Annotated in this window: 11 protein-coding genes; 4 read left to right on the forward strand and 7 right to left on the reverse strand. The window is 52.5% G+C overall.

Features of this window, described 5'->3' with window-relative positions; genetic code table 11:
* Nucleotides 1-186, reverse strand: a 186-nt coding sequence (locus CA13_RS35895) for a hypothetical protein (RefSeq protein ID WP_419195040.1), incomplete at its 3' end; no start/stop codon positions are given.
* Nucleotides 187-546: 360 nt separating this feature from the next.
* On the opposite strand from CA13_RS35895, the gene CA13_RS30500 reads away from it, so the two are divergent.
* Nucleotides 547-1,551 carry an aldo/keto reductase gene (locus CA13_RS30500; RefSeq protein ID WP_146403110.1) on the forward strand — a complete coding sequence of 335 codons (1,005 nt, stop codon included), beginning with the start codon at nucleotides 547-549 and terminating at the stop codon, nucleotides 1,549-1,551.
* Between the two features lie 52 nt (nucleotides 1,552-1,603).
* A complete protein-coding gene (locus CA13_RS30505; RefSeq protein WP_419195041.1) occupies nucleotides 1,604-4,096 on the forward strand; it encodes an HzsA-related protein in 2,493 nt (830 codons plus the stop codon).
* Nucleotides 4,097-4,227: 131 nt separating this feature from the next.
* Here the strand turns inward: CA13_RS30505 and CA13_RS30510 are convergent, their stop codons facing one another.
* The 5 genes from CA13_RS30510 to CA13_RS30530 all read right to left on the reverse strand — a co-directional run bounded on the left by CA13_RS30510 (nucleotide 4,228) and on the right by CA13_RS30530 (nucleotide 14,431).
* A complete protein-coding gene (locus CA13_RS30510) occupies nucleotides 4,228-8,211 on the reverse strand; it encodes a GH92 family glycosyl hydrolase (protein ID WP_419195042.1) in 3,984 nt (1,327 codons plus the stop codon).
* Nucleotides 8,212-8,791: 580 nt separating this feature from the next.
* A complete protein-coding gene (locus CA13_RS30515) occupies nucleotides 8,792-10,972 on the reverse strand; it encodes a hypothetical protein (RefSeq protein WP_419195043.1) in 2,181 nt (726 codons plus the stop codon).
* Nucleotides 10,973-11,019: 47 nt separating this feature from the next.
* A complete protein-coding gene (locus tag CA13_RS30520; protein WP_146403118.1) occupies nucleotides 11,020-12,504 on the reverse strand; it encodes a sulfatase in 1,485 nt (494 codons plus the stop codon).
* 146 nt (nucleotides 12,505-12,650) lie between these two features.
* Nucleotides 12,651-12,851 carry a helix-turn-helix domain-containing protein gene (locus tag CA13_RS30525; RefSeq protein WP_146403985.1) on the reverse strand — a complete coding sequence of 67 codons (201 nt, stop codon included), beginning with the start codon at nucleotides 12,849-12,851 and terminating at the stop codon, nucleotides 12,651-12,653.
* Nucleotides 12,852-13,078: 227 nt separating this feature from the next.
* Nucleotides 13,079-14,431 carry an outer membrane protein assembly factor BamB family protein gene (locus CA13_RS30530; RefSeq protein ID WP_146403120.1) on the reverse strand — a complete coding sequence of 451 codons (1,353 nt, stop codon included), beginning with the start codon at nucleotides 14,429-14,431 and terminating at the stop codon, nucleotides 13,079-13,081.
* Between the two features lie 303 nt (nucleotides 14,432-14,734).
* On the opposite strand from CA13_RS30530, the gene CA13_RS35900 reads away from it, so the two are divergent.
* The gene (locus CA13_RS35900; RefSeq protein WP_419195177.1) at nucleotides 14,735-15,079 is read left to right on the forward strand and encodes a hypothetical protein; all 345 of its coding nucleotides are present in this window, start codon (nucleotides 14,735-14,737) and stop codon (nucleotides 15,077-15,079) included.
* A 206-nt stretch (nucleotides 15,080-15,285) separates the two neighbouring features.
* The gene (locus CA13_RS30535; RefSeq protein ID WP_146403122.1) at nucleotides 15,286-16,257 is read left to right on the forward strand and encodes an Lpg1974 family pore-forming outer membrane protein; all 972 of its coding nucleotides are present in this window, start codon (nucleotides 15,286-15,288) and stop codon (nucleotides 16,255-16,257) included.
* Nucleotides 16,258-16,304: 47 nt separating this feature from the next.
* On the opposite strand, the gene CA13_RS30540 is transcribed toward CA13_RS30535, so the two are convergent.
* On the reverse strand, nucleotides 16,305-18,857 hold the full coding sequence (locus CA13_RS30540; RefSeq protein WP_419195044.1) for a glycosyl hydrolase family 28-related protein: 2,553 nt from the start codon (nucleotides 18,855-18,857) through the stop codon (nucleotides 16,305-16,307).
* Between the last annotated feature and the right edge of the window lie 63 nt (nucleotides 18,858-18,920).

The raw sequence follows: 18,920 nt of genomic DNA on the forward strand, positions 1-18,920 counted from the left end.
AATCAGCAACGACCGATAGCAATTCGCTGTCGGAGGCTTTCGACCAAAGCCGATCGCATGCCAAAAGCTTGGCTCTTGATTACGAATCCACTGCGCAATGGCCGTGCAACCGGTCGCACCGGTGAGCAGGCCACAGATAGTCGCCGCCAGCATGGCGAGCAATTCCCCGTCCGCGGGATTGGTCACTGAGATATCTCCGTAAGGTTAAATGCACTCCGTTAATGCAACGAACCAATACTACGCATCAGATAACCGAAAATCAAACACTGAGTTGCCCAAGTGTTTTCATTGCTGTCGCTTGCGTTTCATGGTGAATTTCAACTACAATCAAAGCTCAGCAGCGTCGCAATACTGCTGATTGAGCGTGTGCTAATTGATCGATTGATTCAATCATGGGCCACCAGTGCGATCCCCCCCCAATTGACCGAGATGATTCGAACGGAATCCTGTCGGTACCCACCCAAGATGTGCTTCATCCCCGCTCCAAACGCGTGAGCATGTTTTATGAAGCGTCGCTACTAAAATCCAATACACGGAAGAATTATCATGAAATACCAAAGACTGGGCTCATCCGATCTGAATGCATCCGTCGTTGCGATGGGGGCTTGGGCAGTCGGGGGCGGAAAAAGTTGGGGAAACAAAGTCGACGACGACCAAGCGATTCGAACGATCGAATCGGCGTTTGATGCAGGGATCAATTTCTTTGATACCGCGCCCGCCTATGGTTGGGGGCATAGCGAGAAACTTTTGGGCCAAGTCATCCAAGGCCGCCGAGACCAGTTTGTGATCGCCACCAAGTGCGGCCTGTGGTGGGATGACGATCGTGGGTCATTCTTCGCGGATTTTGAAGACCGTCCAATCTATCGCACACTGCGTCCCGATACGATTGCCATCGAAGTCGAACGATCGCTGAAAAATCTGAATACCGACGTCATTGACCTTTATCAAGTTCATTGGCCGGCGGTCGAACCGGAAAACACCCCAATTGCTGAAACCATGGCTGCGCTGCTAAAGCTGGTCGAGGCCGGAAAAGTGCGAGCGATTGGTGTCTGTAACGTCAGCGAACCAGAGCTGCAAGAGTATCTTGACTGTGGCCCAATCGTCAGTGACCAGTTCCGCTACTCGATGATGTATCGCGAAGCGGACAACGATGTTCTGCCGCTATGCCGGAAACAGGGGCTATCGACGCTAACCTACATGTCGCTTGAACAGGGATTGTTAACCGGAAAGGTTACGGCGGCGACGACTTTTAAAGAGGGAGACATTCGTGCCCACGCTGGCTGGAACCCGTGGTACTTGCCCGCTAATCGCATGCGAGTGATCGAGTTGCTTGAGTCGTGGAAACCACTGTGTGAAAAACTCGGATGCAATCTAACGCAAATGGTGATCGCTTGGACTTTGGCGCAAGACGGCATCACGCATGTCTTGGCCGGAGCACGCCATCCCGAACAGATTCAACAAAACGCAGCCGCCGGCGATCTTACCCTCGATGAGGAAACGATGCGAAAAATTAACACGGATCTTGCGGCACTCGGACAACCTGTTCAATAGTCCGGGGCTTCCATCACGAATTTCGTTCTATCACGTACGAGCTCAGCAGCAGATGAAATCCCTTTTTAGCTCATTAATGCTAACCCTGGTAATCTTGTTATTCGGCACCATTGCCAACGCGAAACAGAGTGTCGCGACGATTGATTTCGACAGCGAGACGGAGGATTTGTACCAAACTCTGCTCGCTGATTTGAAGAATATCGAGCGATTCGAGCTTTTCGCTGACGAGACTTTTTGCGATGAAGCATTGATCAAACGCAGTGATCGTGATCCGCTCGACATTCTGCTGCGAAGAACTGAGGCATTGCTCACCGATATTCGCGAAATACCCGACGCACCACAGCTTGATAAGCTTGCCGCGAATCTAGCCAATTTGCGAGAGAAAGCCGATCTAACGGCAGTTGATCGCGAATCCAAACGCCGAGGGATCTTTGATCAAGTGGCATCGCTACAGCGGCGAATTGCTTTCCGTAACCCACTTTTGAACTTTGACAAGCTGCTATTTATCAAACGGGATCGAGCGACATTCAACCACATGTGCGATCAGTACTATGGGGTCAACGCCGTTGCAGGCGGTGGTGTTTTTGTACTGAACAATCCGTTTAGTGATTCGCCAACGGAGACCGACCTGCTTAGCGAGACCGTTGTGACCAGCGGACGTTTGCAGGGCAATCGGTTGGATAACGGCAGCGTACTGTCACCCGAACTCTCATTCGACGGCCGTACCGTAATGTTTGCGTACGTCGAGTGCGATGGTGACACCAATCACATTACCCATCTCGACCACGCCGTTAACGGGCATTGGAGTCGTGGGCGATGTTACCATTTGTTCTCGATGGATATCGATCCCGAAAAACTCAAAACATCGAACCTGCGACAGTTGACAGATGGCACGTTCAACGATTTTGATCCTTGCTTTATGCCTAACGGGCGGATTGCATTCGTTTCGGAACGACGTGGCGGCTATCTTCGCTGCGGGCGTGCGTGTCCGTCGTACACGGTTCACGATATGAATCCGGATGGTTCTGATATCCGGCTGTTGAGTCCGCATGAGAACAACGAATGGCACCCGAGCGTTACGAACGACGGCATGATTCTATACACGCGCTGGGACTACGTGGACCGGCATGGCTGTACCGCTCATCATCCTTGGCTGATGACACCAGACGGACGCGACTCGCGTGCACTTCATGGCAACTTTTCGGTGAAAGCCGAGCGAGCAGACATGGAGATGGATCTGCGTGCAATCCCCCGTTCTCATAAAATCGTCGGCACCGCTGCGCCTCACCACGGGCAATCCTATGGTTCGCTCGTCATTGTTGATCCACTTGTTCCCGATGACGACGCGATGGCACCGGTCCAGCGGATTACCCCGGATGTCGGTTTTCCCGAGAGTCAGAATGGACGTCAAGCGTACGGCACACCTTGGCCCCTGAGCGAAAAGTACTATCTCTGCGTCTACGACGCCAAAATGCGAGAAGTCGCTGCGCGACAGAACAATCCCAACCATGCGGGCGACTATGGCATCTACCTCGTTGACGCTTTCGGCAACAAGATTCTGCTGCATCGTGATTCAGAGACCGCTTGTCTAAGCCCTCTTCCACTTCGCCCACGCAAAACCCCGCCCGTTGTCGCAGATCAAAGTGAACGACTAGCACAACATCCGCCCGAGAACGGGACAATGGCAATCATCGACGTCTACGACAGCCAACTGCCCTGGCCCGAAGGGACGGAAATTAAGGCGTTACGAATCTATCAAATATATCCCAGTTCCAATCCATCGGCTTTTGGACTCAGTCCGCATCAACTGGGTCGACGCATTGCCGAGGCCCGCGATTCCAACAACCTTGCCCGCAGTGTCTTGGGTACGGTTCCGGTCGAAAAAGACGGCAGTGCTTTCTTTACAGTACCAGCGCTCAAGGAAGTCTATTTCCAAGCTCTTGACCAAGATGGACTTGCAATCCAATCGATGCGTTCAGCCACTTGGGTGCAACCGGGCGAGCGTTTACTCTGTGCCGGTTGCCACGAACCAAAGCATCGTGCGCCGCTAATGCCAATGCATTCGCCGCTTGCATTTAAGAGAAAGCCATCCACGCCAACGCCTGATGTCGACGGAACCAACCCGTTCAGTTACCCACGTTTGGTCCAACCGGTGCTCGATGCCAAGTGTGTGGCTTGCCATGCCGAGAAAGCTAACGACGGTGCGCCGCCGCTGGATAAGGGACTTGTCCAAGCCAACTTGACCGCAAACAAAAACGGTCCAAAGTTGACCACCGTATTTCAGTCCTACGATAGCCTAATTCACGATTATGCATTTTGGAGTTACGGAGACCACTACCGAACGACGCCAGGCAAGTTTGGTGCTCGCGCATCAAAGCTGTACGAGCTTCTTAAGGCGGGTCACTACGATGTTCAATTGAGTGACGAAGAAATGCACCGCATCACAGTATGGCTCGATTCGTTATCGAACTTCTATGGTGTTTACGAGGCCGAAGGCGGCCAAGCTCAATTGAAGGGTGAAATCGCCTTTCCCACCTTGCAATAGTTGCTCGGCCAAGTTGCGCTTGTTCTACGGACTAGGGCGATGTCTCGTGAGTGTGAATTGACGCACTCTTATGTGAGCCGCAAGACGCTAGCCGCGGGTATTTCCAGGGGCACCGGTGGCTAGCGACCAGATCACCTTTGATCCAAGGCGTCACCTTTGATCGATGGCTGTGTGCCGTCCGTTAGCAACTCAATCTCGGAAAGAGAAATCTTTTCATCCGCCGACGAAAACGTGAAGCGAAACTGCTGAAATGCCTTAGGGTTTTGGATCTTCATTGGCATTGTTTCACGACGGTGTGAAAAAGTCAGCCCCTCCCGCTTGTCGACGACGGTCCATGATTTTCCGTCGTTACTGCCTTCGAGCAGCCAAGACGAAGGGTCCGAATCGGACGATCCCGCAGTCAGCGTGTAGAAGGTCGGTCGCGGCTGGCCTTCACGATAGACGACGGTTGCTGCTGGGTTTGCGTGTGTGAATTCCACATGGGTTGCCGACGAATTGTCGATCAATTCACCCATGTCTTCGCCGCCGTTGCTCACCACATCCACTTGACTCGCGATGATCGTATCGGCTAACGGACTCGCAACCGTATCCCCCGTTGTGAGCGATAGTAGTCCGTCACCCAAGCCAGTGCCCCACTGCGAAGGCCGTTGACCCACATGAAAATCAAGTGTTCCGCCAGCCTGGAAAAGCTCCGAGTTGATCGTCGTGCTTGTATGCGGTATGCCATTCACTTCAAGTGACTGTACATAAACCGTTTTCGATGTGTTCCCCGGGGCATTGATCACTAACGATTTGCCATTGCCCAAATCAATCGTGGCCTTTTCATACAAAGGCGAACCGACCACAAGTTGGTCTGATCCGACTTGCATGGGATACAACCCGAGTGCATTGAAAATATACCAAGCTGACATCTCACCGTTGTCCTCATCGCCGGGATAGCCTTGGCCGATTTCGGATCCCGTGAATGATCGCTGCAGTGCCTCGCGAACGATCTTCTGGGCCTTCGCTGGTGCGCCGGCAGCGTTGTAAATAAACGGCACGTGATGGCTCACTTGATTGCTGACGCCCCATTGACCGAAACGGCCATCGCGGGCTTCGACTTCTTCGTGAATCGGACCAAGTGAAGTCTCGGGTGTGGAGAAGAAAAGGTCCAGCTTCTTTTCAAGACCTGTTTTTCCACCGTATAGATTCGCAAGGCCATTAGGGTCTTGAGGTGCGTGATAAGCAAAGTTCCAACCGTTGGTTTCCGTATAAGGACCAAACCATCGCGTCGGATCGTAACGGTCCGCAGGTACATCGAAGCGGCCGTCGGCCTTGCGGGCCTGGAAGAACTCGATCGTTGGATCAAACAGATTCACATAATTCTTCGCACGGGACAGATAGTATTCGCGTTCCTCTCGCAAGCGGGCTCGCCGATGTTCAGGCGTCGCTGGATCCTCGGCTAACGCTGCGGCCATATTGCCAATACCAAAGTCATTGATAAAGCCTTCGGTAGCCCAGGAAACGCTTTCGTGTTCAGACGCTGGCGTGTAGCCGAGGAAGGTGGACGTCGTCAGACCCTTGCGGCCGACATTGGGATTGTCCGATGGGACCGCAGCATTCTTTACTGCCGCGTCATACGTCGCCAACGGATCAACCAATTTAACACCACGCAGGTATGCATCAGCGAAAGCCACATCGGAACTCGTACCAGTCATGATGTTTGCATAGCCGGGCGAAGACCAGCGTGCGATCCAGCCACCATCGCGATACTGATCCACGAAACCGTCAATCAACTCTGCTGCAATCTCTGGATACAGCAGCGAATAGGCCGGCCAAGTCGTGCGATAGGTATCCCAAAAACCATTGTTGACATACATCTTTCCCGAGACGATCTTCGCTCCGGTTTCCGTGGGGCTGCTGGTGCTCTCGGGCGGGCTCACCGGACTGGCATACTTGTAGTTGGGCTGCTCTGGCGTTCCCGTGTTTTCGAAGTGTGCGTTTGGGTAGACGTTTAGCCGGTAAAGGCAACCATAGAGTGTCACCAACTCGGTTTCGGAAGCCCCTTCGACTGTGATCACATCGAGTCGGTCATTCCAAATCTTACGAGCTTGCTCGCGGATTACATCAAACTCCTGACCGCCGACTTCCATTTCCAAGTTCTTTGCTGCCTGGTCCAGGCTAATTAGCGAAGTCGCTAGCCGCAGTGTCACTGTTTTGTTGTCCGTTGTGTCAAACGTCGCATACTTGGTGAGCAAACGTCCTTCCGGCGCGAGCCCCGTTTTTGTTGGCACTTGGTCGAAGGTGCCAGAAACAAACATTCTGCTTTGGCCAACACGGAAACCGGCGCCATGGTCGACCCAACCAGTCACGGATCCGGTTGACGGATCGATCGAAAAGTTTCCATCACTGTTAGGTGCATCCAACACGACATGCCCCGAGTCGCCAACAAAACGGAAACGCATCAACATACCGCGACTCGTTGGCGTCATCTCGGCCCGGACACCGTTGTCCAGATCGACACGATAGTAGTCTGGTTGTGCAGTCTCATTGTCGTGGCGAAAAGTGACGGCACGAAGATGATGGTCACCGCTGGGAGCGGATTCTGATGTCGCATCGCCGGCAACGGGCATCACCGAAAATTGATTTCGGTCTCCCATCCATGGGCTTGGTTGGTGACAAATCCCGAGTCCTTCAAAGCGTGGTCGGTTTTGGTCATCATTGTCTTGCTGATAAGAGTATTCACGCGACGATGCCGCTGCGTTCGTCACAGGAACCAGGAAGTTGAATCCGTTCGGAATCGTCGTGATCGCTTCGTTTGATCCGCGTGAAAAAGCAGAGGACGAATTTGTTCCGCGACGAGTGTCGACATAATGCGTTAGGCTAGAACCATCAATGTTCTTGGGAGTAGCTTCGATCTTGATATCGTCAATCCATCCTTGGAACTCAGTCGTGTCGGTCGCACCATGGTTGTCGTACGATAGTTGGATCGCGCGAACGGTCTTTCCCTTCGCGATCCTACCAAGCTCGATTCGAACTTGATTCCATTGATTTGGATAGAGCACCTTTCCGGAGCCTTGGCCATGTGCGGTCGCGGAAACGTCATAGGCATCAATAGGATCCAAACTTGAAAGCTGCGTTCCATCGGAAAAACGCAAGTCAATCGCCGCATAGGTCGAAGGATATTGCAAATCATTTCCCGTGAGTTCGGGGAAGATGCAATAGGAAAGCCGAGTCGTTTTACTGACCGGAATATTGACGTCGAAAATTCGGTTTGTCGCATAGCCACGACCGTCGGCGGTATGCTTCCCAGCGTACTTAAGCGAATGCATTCCGGTGAACCCCGCACGAGGCTTCATATTGTAACCACCCGATGGACCTGAGCCGACTTTTGTCGTCATTGGCGAAGACCTTTTGGTCTTGTCCTCTGCCGGAATGAGGTCCCATCCGGCCAACTGCAACATGTCCCCGAAATGATTTGAGAAAATATCAAGGCGATAAAACCGGTACGGTCTAGGCGACGAAACCTTGTAGCTCTTCGTGACCCCGCGCTGAGGATCTTCCCACTTCTGATTCTTTTGAGTATCCAGGGTCGTCCATGAAGTTCCGTCGTCCGATCCGAGCAATCGCCAATCGCGAGGATCACGCCCTGGGAAATCGTTTCCTGACGTAAGGGTATAGCGGACGGCCTCACCGGGATTCGTCAGTTTGTATCTCAACGAAGCATTCTTCTTGAACGCCAGCCATTTGGATGCTGCATCACCGTCCGCTAAGCAAACCGCTGTTTCTCTGGGTGGATTTTCGACATTGGCAATAACTGCTTCGATCCGATCCATTAGTGAGTTAGCAACTTTGCCTTGAACATTCATTTGTGTCTGTTCACGTCCATCAGTCACTTCGACCGTGTTTTCCAGCGGCAGGTGATCCTCAGATGGCTCAAACGAAGTCGAGAAATCGAGTAAATCGACCTTGCCGGTAAGCTCTTCTGCTTGGATTTGTACTCCATAAGTCAAACAGAGGCTGGTCATCAGAGTGGCTGCGACGAACCTCTTGACAACGTCATGCCCAAACAAGTTGCGGCAACGACGGATGGTTTGAACCGATGATAGTAAGGCATATATGCGTGACTTCGCCATGGTTTCCTCGTGAAGCATAATGAATTGAATGGCAGTGCACCGTTGTACTGGATCGGGATTATACAGCTACCTCGCAAACCAGTCAGATGTGCGAAGCTATCTTTTGGCAATCAGCAGAAAAAGAATAGCGTGTTGGGTTGCTGTGGGTTTGGTGATGCACTCGCGCGAGGTTGGTTTTCTGCCGCCATGGAACACATTCGTTCATATCGCTCGCGGACTATCGCTTCATCGAGGGCCAGCGGCAGATCATGGAGATCGCCATATCGCGTTGCTTCACCAAGAATTCGCCAACTGCAAATCGCAGACGCAATGGATTGGCAAAAGGACGACCAACGCCCATGCCATGGGACTCGCACCACATCCCAGCTATTAAGTAAAGCAACTTGCCGCCGGTCTATCCCCCGGTCCCAACGTTTGACTATTCGTTGCTACGTAGGCATTCGTTGGTTCCGACAATTGGTCTTCCAGATCGCGAATACCGACCTCATGGTCGCTACCAGGTGGCCTGATCCCCAAATGGACACATGAGTTATGAGCTTGAAGGTCGCTGCCGAGGGAAACTTCGGAGCCCGCCCCGTCATTATCGGTGGATAATCCTCGGCTCCGTGAACAGTGTATCCGCATTGTGAACGCCGAATCCTACGTAGTTGATACTGGTCACAGATTCCGAAAACGCAATCTCGACTTCATCACCATTAACGGTCAACGTGGCGGTCCGCAGGTCCAAATCGACGTCCACTCGGCAATTCAGTTCGCCATGGGTGTTTAGGGATCGAGAATGATCATTTCCCCAATCGGAATCGTTCTCAAAAAGTGTGATTTCATTTGCTCCGATCCAACTGCCTCCACACAACGCCGCATTGGCATCCTCGTCGCTAGACAAAACAATCATGCCATTCTTGGTTGCTGCACGGTTTGCTGGCTTCATCTTCCAAGTAATCGAAAATCTGCCCGAGGTAACCGCCTCCTCCAACTCCCTCAACACAACCTGAGCAGGCCCCGACGCAGTGACACGGTAACCATAAGGCGACCGTGACAACTGGGCTTTGCCAAAGTAGCCGTCCGCTTGTTTGGTGATTTTAAACTGGCGCCGTTTTGCCTGCGTGACCGGGGAAACCTGAGGGGTATAATCTTCGTCGGCAACAGGAAGCGTGCCACCTTCCAACTTAAGAACCATACCCGGTGCAGAGTTGTCACCTTTGTCTCCGGCAAAAGTCCCCAGTTCGTCGATGAACGCACCGTCAATAGATAACTTAGCTCCATCGATCCTGACTTTGCCTTTGATGTCGACCGCTTCGTCGGATAACAAATCTTGAGCCCAGACGTAACGTACATCCTCGATGCTGTCGGCAAATTCGAGCACGAGTCGGTCGTAGTGGCCCACGATGCCGATCGGTTGGGACGCATCCTTAATCCGTACAGTCACCTTCGCACGCGGATGGAACCATTGATCGTCGATACTGACGCGTCCCTCGCACGCAATGCCCGTTGGTCCGTTGGGATAAGTGGTGGCACAGACGTAAGGTGGCATTCCGTCGATTTCGACTTTCGGCAGCGGCATGTTACGAGCCATGATCGCCGGAGCACTCTGGCTAACCACTTTCCCATAGGTATTCGACGCCCAAGTATCCCATGGAGTGAACTCACAGCGATCGATCAATTCCAAATCCGAGGACAGGTACACGCCGTCGCCGGCTGGGAATGCGGGTGCAATTCGAGCCCAACGGCCGAAACGTTCTGCTTCATTGATGCGTCGTTGCATACGCCGTTTTCCAGAGAGTTGATGGTGCAGATCGCGTCCTTGAAGCGTTCGTTCGTTGATGTTTGGGTGACGCTTGCTCGCAACGAGAACACCGAGACCGATCGCGATGTTACAGTCGTCTTGGACGTTCAGGATAGCTCGGTACTTGGGTTGCTGCTGCGTTTGCTTCAGAATGTCGTGCGTTCGACGCAGCGTCGTAACGGACATTAACAGCGGTGACGCATCGTAGGTACGGAACGTGTCCGAGTGTTGCAGGCAACGCAGCATCGGTTGTTGGAGCTTCCCCCCAATGTCATACACCGAAGGATAGGAATCTAAGTTCTGTTCCCATTTAGGGTTGATGTTGCCTCCGGCTCCAGTCACGTATTCGAGAACCAAACGGGGATCGATTTCTTCCTTCGCCTTGTATGCGTTGAACTCTTTCGTATCCCCACCATCAATTTTCCAATAAGTGATACCGGCGTATTTTGACCATTCAACAAACGTCCGGGCTTGTTCGATCGTAACATCTCCGCGAGTCCAAATCCCCAACGAGTTCCACCCCAGAGCTTTAATGTCCTCGTTGAATCGCTTCAATACTTCTTTGGGCTCAAGTCCGAAGTACCTCGGGAAATCACTTTCCTGGGCAACAAGATTAAAGAACGCAGGACCTCCCGCAATCCGTTTCGAAGCGTCTTTGGTCTGCCACCCGTGATCAATCAAGAAAAGGTAGTCTTCTCGTCCGCGTTTCAAATAGTTCGTAGCCCACCCGTCTTTTTCATTGAAAATCGCATCCTCCTTCAGTTCCTCGCGGGCCGCTTGGTTCGTCACCCCTTGAAGGTTTTGCAGGTCCGTCCCACGGCCGATCCAATAATTCTGGGCGTACCAAGTGCACCAGTAGTTTGCAGTGTGATCGTGCGGTGGCGGCACCAAATTTGGACCCTCGGCAAACAAGGTATTGACCGGTAACGTACACGCGATCACCAGCGACATGATCACCGAAAGTTGTTGGCATTTCATGATGGTGTTCATCCTAATTTCTTCCTATCAAAACGCTCGCCGACTCACTATTTGACGCGTGCGGGTTTCCAAGGATTTTTGCCTTCCTTTGGTTGCAAGAATTTGGCGTCAACGGTTTGGTACCAGTCGTGCAAGCGGTTACGCATTTGATCTACCCGCTCAGGTAAGATGTCGGCTAAGTCATTCGATTCGCTAAGATCCGCCTCGAGATCGTACAGATGGACACGACCATCCTCATAACGTTCAAACAATTTGTATTTGCCGACGCGAATTGCCCCGCCGGGAATTCCGCCTTGGTTGCTGTAATGCGGGTAGTGCCAGAACAACGCCTCGCGATCGATGGTTCCCCCTTCAAGTGCCGGTCGGATGTCGATCCCGTCGACCGAATGTTGCACGTCGACGCCCGCTGCCGCCGCGATCGTAGGGAAAAGGTCGATGGAACAAATCGGGACCGTGGATGCCGAGCCGGGTTGTGTTACGCCGGGATATCGAACGATCCACGGCTCACGAATGCCGCCTTCATAGACCCAGCCTTTGCCACCACGTAGTGGCAAGTTGCTAGTCGGGCTACCTTCGGAAGTCGATAACCCGCCATTGTCCGAAGTGAAGATAACAATGGTATTGTCTTCGACTCCCGAATCTTTGAGTTGCTTCAAAACCTTACCGACGGCCTGGTCCATCGCCTCAACCATAGCCGCATACACCGCGTGATTCTGCAGGATGCGTACCTTGCGCGTGCCCTTTCCAAATACCTGTTCTTCCTCCGCGAACTCCACACCTTGGAAATTCGCTGCTTTCTTTTTGTATTTCGCAACCAAGTCCGGGCGTCCCATCAGTGGCGTGTGGACCGAGTAGAAAGCGAGATACGCTAAGAAAGGTTTGTCTTTGTTTTCCTCGATAAAGGCAGCCGTATCGCGTGCCAAGCGATCCGGCAAATGATCGCCCTCGGGGCTGTCAATTTTCATCTGCGGATTTTTAAACGGTGAGAAATACTTGTTGCCCGAGTACGGGCCGCCTCGGCTGTATCCGCCGACATTCACGTCGAAACCTTGCCTTTGTGGGTAGTACTCCTCGCTGCCGCCTAAGTGCCACTTGCCCGCAAAGAACGTTGCGTAGCCCTTCTCTTTTAGCGCCTCCGCGATGGTAATTTCCTCAAGCGGCATCTTGTCGCTCAGCGGTGCGGGGTTGAAGGTGCCACCGCGTTTCCCAGAAAAGAAATTAGTGGCCTGCACTCGCGTTGGATACTTTCCCGTCATCAAGCTATAGCGAGTCGGCGAGCAAACCGGATTGGCGGCATAGCCATCCGTAAAACGCATCCCCGAATTAGAAAGACGGTTGACATTGGGCGTCTCGTAAAAGCAATCCGGATTATTCGCACCAACGTCCATATATCCCAGGTCATCGACCAGGAAAACAACCACGTTAGGCAGCTTTCCGGTGGTCGCGTCCGCAGCGAAGATGGCGTGATTGCCCGATGACGTGATCAATATCAACGCGAACGTGGTGAGCCAGTAATGCGTGTTGTTTTTCATGGTTCCGTCGAACTGTAGGAATGTGAGTGCTAGGTTGCGTGTGAATGCAATTGTATAGGATATAAGTATTCGTTACCGACGGCTACCAGATTTCCTTCATGAATCAAGCTCTGACGCGTCTTCTGGCAAACAGTCATTTTTTTCCGCTAAAGCATACCCTGTTTCGGTTTTCTTACCGTCGACAACCACTTCGCGGGATGCATCGTTTGACTGGGACGTCTATGTGGCGTCATCGTTGAGATGAGGTGTTGGCGTTTTTGCCGATACATTGTCGGTGTCATCCCGGTGTGGCGTTTAAATTGCCGTGCCAAATAGCTTTGATCCGAAACGCCGCATGCAAAGGCGATTTAACGAGACGCTCTTGTCGGTCGTCACCAACATTCGTCGGGCCGATTCCATGCCAGTATGCAGAATGAATTGCTGGGGCGTCATTTGAACGTGTTGCTTGAACCTACGAACAAATTGGCTGACCCAAGTTGAAAAATGGATTCTCTCTGCGGGACCAATTCCTTTCTTTGTTTGCAATGAATTCGCATGGGGACCTGACTGATGCCAATGGCGTCGTACGAGATGGTCACTTATCCGCCCCGATGCAATATAGAAAGCGGTTGGAACGAAGAAACAACTGATTCCCTGATGCAGCGGGGCTTGCATCAAACCGACCCCGTTCCTCTAGCTCGTTGGTCGCAAGCAGTGTAAATTCTGGCTCAGCTGCGAGCACGACGACACGCCCGTCGCGTGCAACAAAGAAAATCTTTCCGTCCGCCAAAACCGGTGAGGCATAGACCTGCCCAACCCGTGGCAAACGTTCTTCGTAAACCATGGCTCCGGTGTTTGCGTTAGCACAATACGCAATGCCTCGCTGATCGTGAACCCAGTATAAATGGCCATCGTAAAAAATGGGCGATGAGACATTGGATCCCTTATTCGTCTTCCATAGCCGGTGCGTGGCTGTGACATCACCGCTACCACCGGTGCGAATTGCCAGCGAGTCTCCGGATCGACCACCAATGCAATACACCACTCCCTCATGTGCAACGGGGCTCGGTACCATGTACCACTGAATGTCGGTATCGCATGTCCAATTCTGTTCCCCTGTCGCAGGATCAAGCGACAAGACCTTTTGAAAAATTGGCACGATCAATTCGGTCTTACCCATTGGGTTTTTGACCAAGAGTGGCGTGTTCCACGCTTCGCGGATGCCCTCGGTCCGCCACACTTCCTCGCCCGTCTTCCGATTCAGAGCAACTACGGAATCACTTTCGACGCTCGCATTCACAATCAGCAAGTCTTCGTGAATGACCGGTGACGCAGCAGTTCCCCAGCCGTTGAGCCGCGATCCGACGTTGGAATGCCACTTTTGTTCGCCACTTTGCTCGAACGCAAATACGCCTGTCTTCCCGAAGAACACGTAGACGTTCTTGTCATCCGCGACTGGCGTACTCGAACTATATCCATGTTCGTCGCGAATGGTCTCCTGCTCTGGAAGCGAGGGCTGGACCGACTTCGTCCAAAGGATATCGCCGGATTTTCGATTAACGCAAACGAGCATCAATTTCAACTGAGCAAGATTGCCACGTTCCGCACCTGGTACTCCGTAGCCACTGTAACAAGTCACATAGACTCGATCCCGAACAATGATCGGGCTCGACGCCCCTGCTCCTGGCAGTGGTGTCTGCCAACGAATGTTCCCTTGATTCCACTGTGCCGGTACTTGTGCCAACGATTCAGTACTGCCTTGGGAACCGGCCATCCCATTTGGCCCGCGAAACTGACGCCAATCACCCGCTGGACTTTGATGCACATCCGCCTCTGTGTTGGTCGTTGTTTTCAAACTTGCGGCGCGTTCCTCCTGAGCGTCCGCGCCGCAGCCACCAAAGAACAGAACTCCAGCGATGACCACGGTACATTTGGCGTGTTTTCTCATAACAATCCGATCGAGTTTTTGTCCGCACGACGTATTCAAATCCTCTACTTAGCGTAGTGGATGGCTAACCTCTATGCGGCATTACAGACACTTGTCGGAACGATTTTCAGCCCAATACCCGTCCGTACTCGTGGTGATGGGGAATAGGAAGTCAAGTTGACGATCAGTTGGGAACCGGGTGGCGATGGTGCAGCGGCCTGACACGCCGCGGAAACCCTTGGCATAGTAGAAACACTCGATGCAACTCGTCATGTGGGATTCATGGAAGACCAGTTTTGATACTCGGGTAGCAAGATTGCGAAACTGCGGATGGATCACCATGAGTTAATGGCCATGGTGGCACCCCGCGCGCTGCTCGTTTTCAGCAACCCGGACGATGATCGGCTGACGATTGGTCGGGCTATGACTCCTGACGCGCCACGTACGACGTCTGGAAATCGTTCGGCATCGGCGACCGCCTTTGCTTCGTTCAATGGCTTGGGAATAAGGGGATTGGCATGGGACAGACTCAGTAACTTCCCTTTCGAACTCGGCGAGCGCACCCTCACCATTGCCTACCGAGAAGATCCGGCGATGCTCAGTAAGAGTCAACATCTTGAACGATCGATACACTGCCGAGGGGTCGGGGGATCCAGCCACCAACACTGACACCGACGGCAATCTCCCGCGAGGCAGCACAACGCCGGTTTGCCCCGGGGGAACCGCGAGCCCCTGAACAGAGATTGACGGTTGCGACAGCTGTGGTGACGTCAGGTATTTGGGGTTATGCCAACTGTGAGCTCTCGACGACATCACTAGAACGTTGTCCTGCCATTACAAATGCTACATTTAGCAATAGAACTGAATTTGCTTCGATGAAAAACATCTGCTTCGGCTTAATCGCTTTGTTACTCGCTTCGATCCTAAATGCGGAGGAGATTACTGCTGCTGGCAGTCCAGGAGAGTCCGCAAGCGTTACTCCGTTTGCCACGTTTGAGAACGTCTTTCTCACTCCCCATTTGACTTCAGACTTGGCAGTTGAAAGGAGAGTTTCGTCAACGGTTCACACCGACGAGCAGTTCGACCATTCATTCGCCTATTCCCCCCGCCTTGTATTGGGCTTTGTTGGGGAAAGCGGATTCGATGTTCGCAGCCGTATTTGGTGGTATGAAACCGATGCGACCGAATCCTTTACCGCAAGTGCTGGCGAGACCCTGATTGGTCGTTTCGGTTTTGCCTCAAGTGGCTCAATCGCAGCTGGCGCAGACAGCTCGCTTGTGACAAGTGAGAGAATTGAACTATTGACGGTTGACGCTGAAGCAGGACAACACATCAAATTCCGTCTCTGGGAAATTCATGCTGGTGGTGGCGTTCGACACATGGGAGGGTCCTTTAAATATGACGCCCAGGTTTTCGATGCTGGTGGCACTCCTCAAAATCGCCGAGACATTGGGCATCGTTTTGACGGAATCGGCCCCACGCTATTCTCCGAATTCCGTCGTCCGATTGCCGACACGGGGATCTCTCTGTTAGCCAACACCCGCTACGCGCTCCTTTTCGGCGATGCCAAGACTACGGCGTTTGATACGGCGTCTAATGCCACCGTTTCCAATCTAGCCAAATTTAGAAATATGCATCATGTGCAACTTGGCGAGATCCAACTCGGTATTGAGTATTCTCGCCTTGTCCTCGATGGCAGTCGGCTATTTGTCCAGGGCATGTGGGAAGCGCAGGTTTGGCAGAATTTTGGCTATGACATTCCAATTCAATCCAGTAGCCAAAGAAGTGAAAGTCTCGAAGATCTTGGACTGATTGGTGCTTCATTCAATATTGGAATAGAACTCTGATCAAGCCAAAACAGTCGGAAACACTCTCACCTTTGTTATCCAAAATCCTATCGACTCAAATTGCCTTGATTGACAATCTTGGTTGGGAGTTGGTCACTGATGGGCTTGCTATTGAGCTCCAAAGGCCCGCGAGTGATTGTGCCAAGTAGGGTCGCTTTGCCCTGTGACTCCGACAAACGGAGGTGCTTGCCGCGACTGGTGAAGTTAACGTTGACAGCCAAAATTTCACCCTTGTCAACTTGCAAACCGTCGCCGTGACGATGGGCATGCAGACCTTGTAATACCAACTTACCGTTTTCCACGAGTGCCAATGTACTGGGGTCGCCCCACACCATCGTGTTGATCAAACGAGCAATCCCCGAGTAGTCAGTACCAAGTTTGATAGCGATCTTGTTTTCGGATGACATCGCCACTAATTCGGAATTGATCATGTCGATTCGCCCGTTGCCTTGTTCAAAATAGACCCCCACCTTGGAACCGTCCGTGCCGTGGCCGTGGATCACGGCGTTTTCGGGCCCGTAACCATCCTGCTGCGTAAAGTGGATGCCATACAGCGAGCCGTAGACGAAGTTCTGGAACAGCATTTCATCGCGACAGTTACCAATCCACATGGCATCGAGATTCTCTTTTTGATAGGTCCATAGCATGTCGAAATTCGTTCGTCCTCGCGGGAAGAACGAATTCTTCCTGTCATAGCGTGACCAATAATGAGGATTGAATTGCGTGTTGCGAACCTCGCCGCGAACACTGCCACCGCCAACGGCAACGCCGACTTTCAATGGTGATCCAGAAAGATAGTCCACGTAATGGCGATCGCAACGATGCGTCATCAGGTCTAAAAACCGATATGGGTTCCGGCAATTGACGTGTACGACGTAGAGATCTTCGCCGTTGCCTTGGATCAGGAATGGGTAATCTTTGACGTCATCGATGCGGAGGTCCGGATAGCTAAAGGAAAGCCCTTTGAGTCCGGCTCGGGCGTTGACGGTAATAGCAGGACCTTGCCCCGGAGACGGATAGACGTGCAACATGCTGCCACTGCCCATCGTATGATGTGGCACGTCGTGAATGCCTCGTAGCTCAACACCGCTTGGCACCGAAATCGTGCCACGCAGGATGTAATTACCACCAGGGACGAACACAATACCACCGCCATCCCGACCAGCTTGGTTTAACGCGTTTTGCAGTGCCTCGGTATCGTCTTTGTCGTCTTGGCCATTGGCATTCCATGGCGAGTCGGTGACCACATACAATGCGTCACGCGACGCTCGGGTCACACGTGTCTGATTCGCATCGAATCGTGGAAACGGCTCCATTTCCACCGGCGTCGCGACCCGAATAAGTTTGCCTGGCCCCATATCGTTCTTGATCATTATTGGGGTTTGAGCCAATGTGTCGTCAATCAAAATAGCGCCTTCTGCCTTGGCCCCCATTTGGATCAGGCTATCTTTGTTGCGTAATTCCGAAGCTGTCATTGCCAACACACCACCTGCGAACGTGATGTTGCCGTGCGTGAGTCGGCTGTTCTGAGCGATAAAACACCCAGTGCCCTCGCAGTCGATTGCTTGAGTGGCGGAAACGTCACAGTCGTTAAGCAGAATCGCGGCATTAAATGGCCGACCTATTCGAAAGCCGAAATCACGGCCCGCAAATGTACATTTTGTAAAGACCATGCCGTATGGATTGGTTTCCTGGACTTCAACGGCGGTTTGGCAGTTGCGAATCGACAATCCATAAAACTGAGCATTGGCGGCTCCTCGTACGCCTTTCGTAATCAAATAGCCAATGTGATAGCCGTCGATGTTGATATAGGCGACATATTCCCAGTCGCTTCGTTCCATATGAATTGCGGTGCCGTTGGCCATCAGCCACTCGGCGAATTCAGCTTTGTTCGGCGGACGATTATCCAAGCCGCTTTGACACCAATAGTTTGGGGAGAAGTGGACGTTCTCTAAGCGGCCGATGTCCGTGGTCGAATCGTAACGGATACCGACGCTCAGAGGCGTGCCATAGACATTGTGAACGAAATGAAGTTCATTACTGCCGGGACCAATGCGGATTCCTTGATAGGGATTCACCAGTGTCACGTTTTCGAAGGTCGCGTTATCGCCGCCCGTTTGAACTAGGCAATAGGGATAGGGAACGATGTTCGTCGCGGTTTGCTGAGGATACCAAATGGACAAATCTTTGACGCCGCCACAGTAATCGACACTGATAAAAGGAGTTCCTTCGCTTTGACCGCGTCCAGCGTAGGCCATCAACAACGTCCCCTCAACTTCGGGGCTTTCTTCCGTAGGCGCCGTCCACTCGCCACGTAAGGTCACCGAAACCGGGACGCGTAGCGTTCCCTTAATGACATAGCGGCCCGATGGCACGAATACGGTGCCGCCACCCGCCGCAGCCATCTGGTCCATCGCCTGTTGAAACGCCCCGGTGCAATCCATTAGCGCGTCACCTTTAGCGCCAAAGTCGACAACATTGTACCCAGCAATGACCGTGTCTGGCGTAGCATATTTGGTCTCGATGATTTTCCATTGTGGTGACACTGGAACTGCATAGGCAACACTCGATAACAGCAGACTCAAAATCAGACACTTCATGGCAGGGCTTTTCAAAAAAAGAAGTTTGGTGGGCGGGAGCAACATTGGCGGGTGCATGATAAT

This window comes from Novipirellula herctigrandis, from assembly GCA_007859835.1.
GTDB classification, from domain to species: domain Bacteria; phylum Planctomycetota; class Planctomycetia; order Pirellulales; family Pirellulaceae; genus Novipirellula_A; species Novipirellula_A herctigrandis.

Coding starts and splice junctions, on each gene's coding strand:
- CA13_RS30540 (WP_419195044.1), bottom strand. CDS start 18,857: ATGAAGTGTCTGATTTTGAGTCTGCTGTTATCGAGTGTTGCCTATGCA.
- CA13_RS30510 (WP_419195042.1), bottom strand. CDS start 8,211: ATGGCGAAGTCACGCATATATGCCTTACTATCATCGGTTCAAACCATC.
- CA13_RS30515 (WP_419195043.1), bottom strand. CDS start 10,972: ATGAAATGCCAACAACTTTCGGTGATCATGTCGCTGGTGATCGCGTGT.
- CA13_RS30520 (WP_146403118.1), bottom strand. CDS start 12,504: ATGAAAAACAACACGCATTACTGGCTCACCACGTTCGCGTTGATATTG.
- CA13_RS30500 (WP_146403110.1), top strand. CDS start 547: ATGAAATACCAAAGACTGGGCTCATCCGATCTGAATGCATCCGTCGTT.
- CA13_RS30530 (WP_146403120.1), bottom strand. CDS start 14,431: ATGAGAAAACACGCCAAATGTACCGTGGTCATCGCTGGAGTTCTGTTC.
- CA13_RS30505 (WP_419195041.1), top strand. CDS start 1,604: ATGAAATCCCTTTTTAGCTCATTAATGCTAACCCTGGTAATCTTGTTA.
- CA13_RS30535 (WP_146403122.1), top strand. CDS start 15,286: ATGAAAAACATCTGCTTCGGCTTAATCGCTTTGTTACTCGCTTCGATC.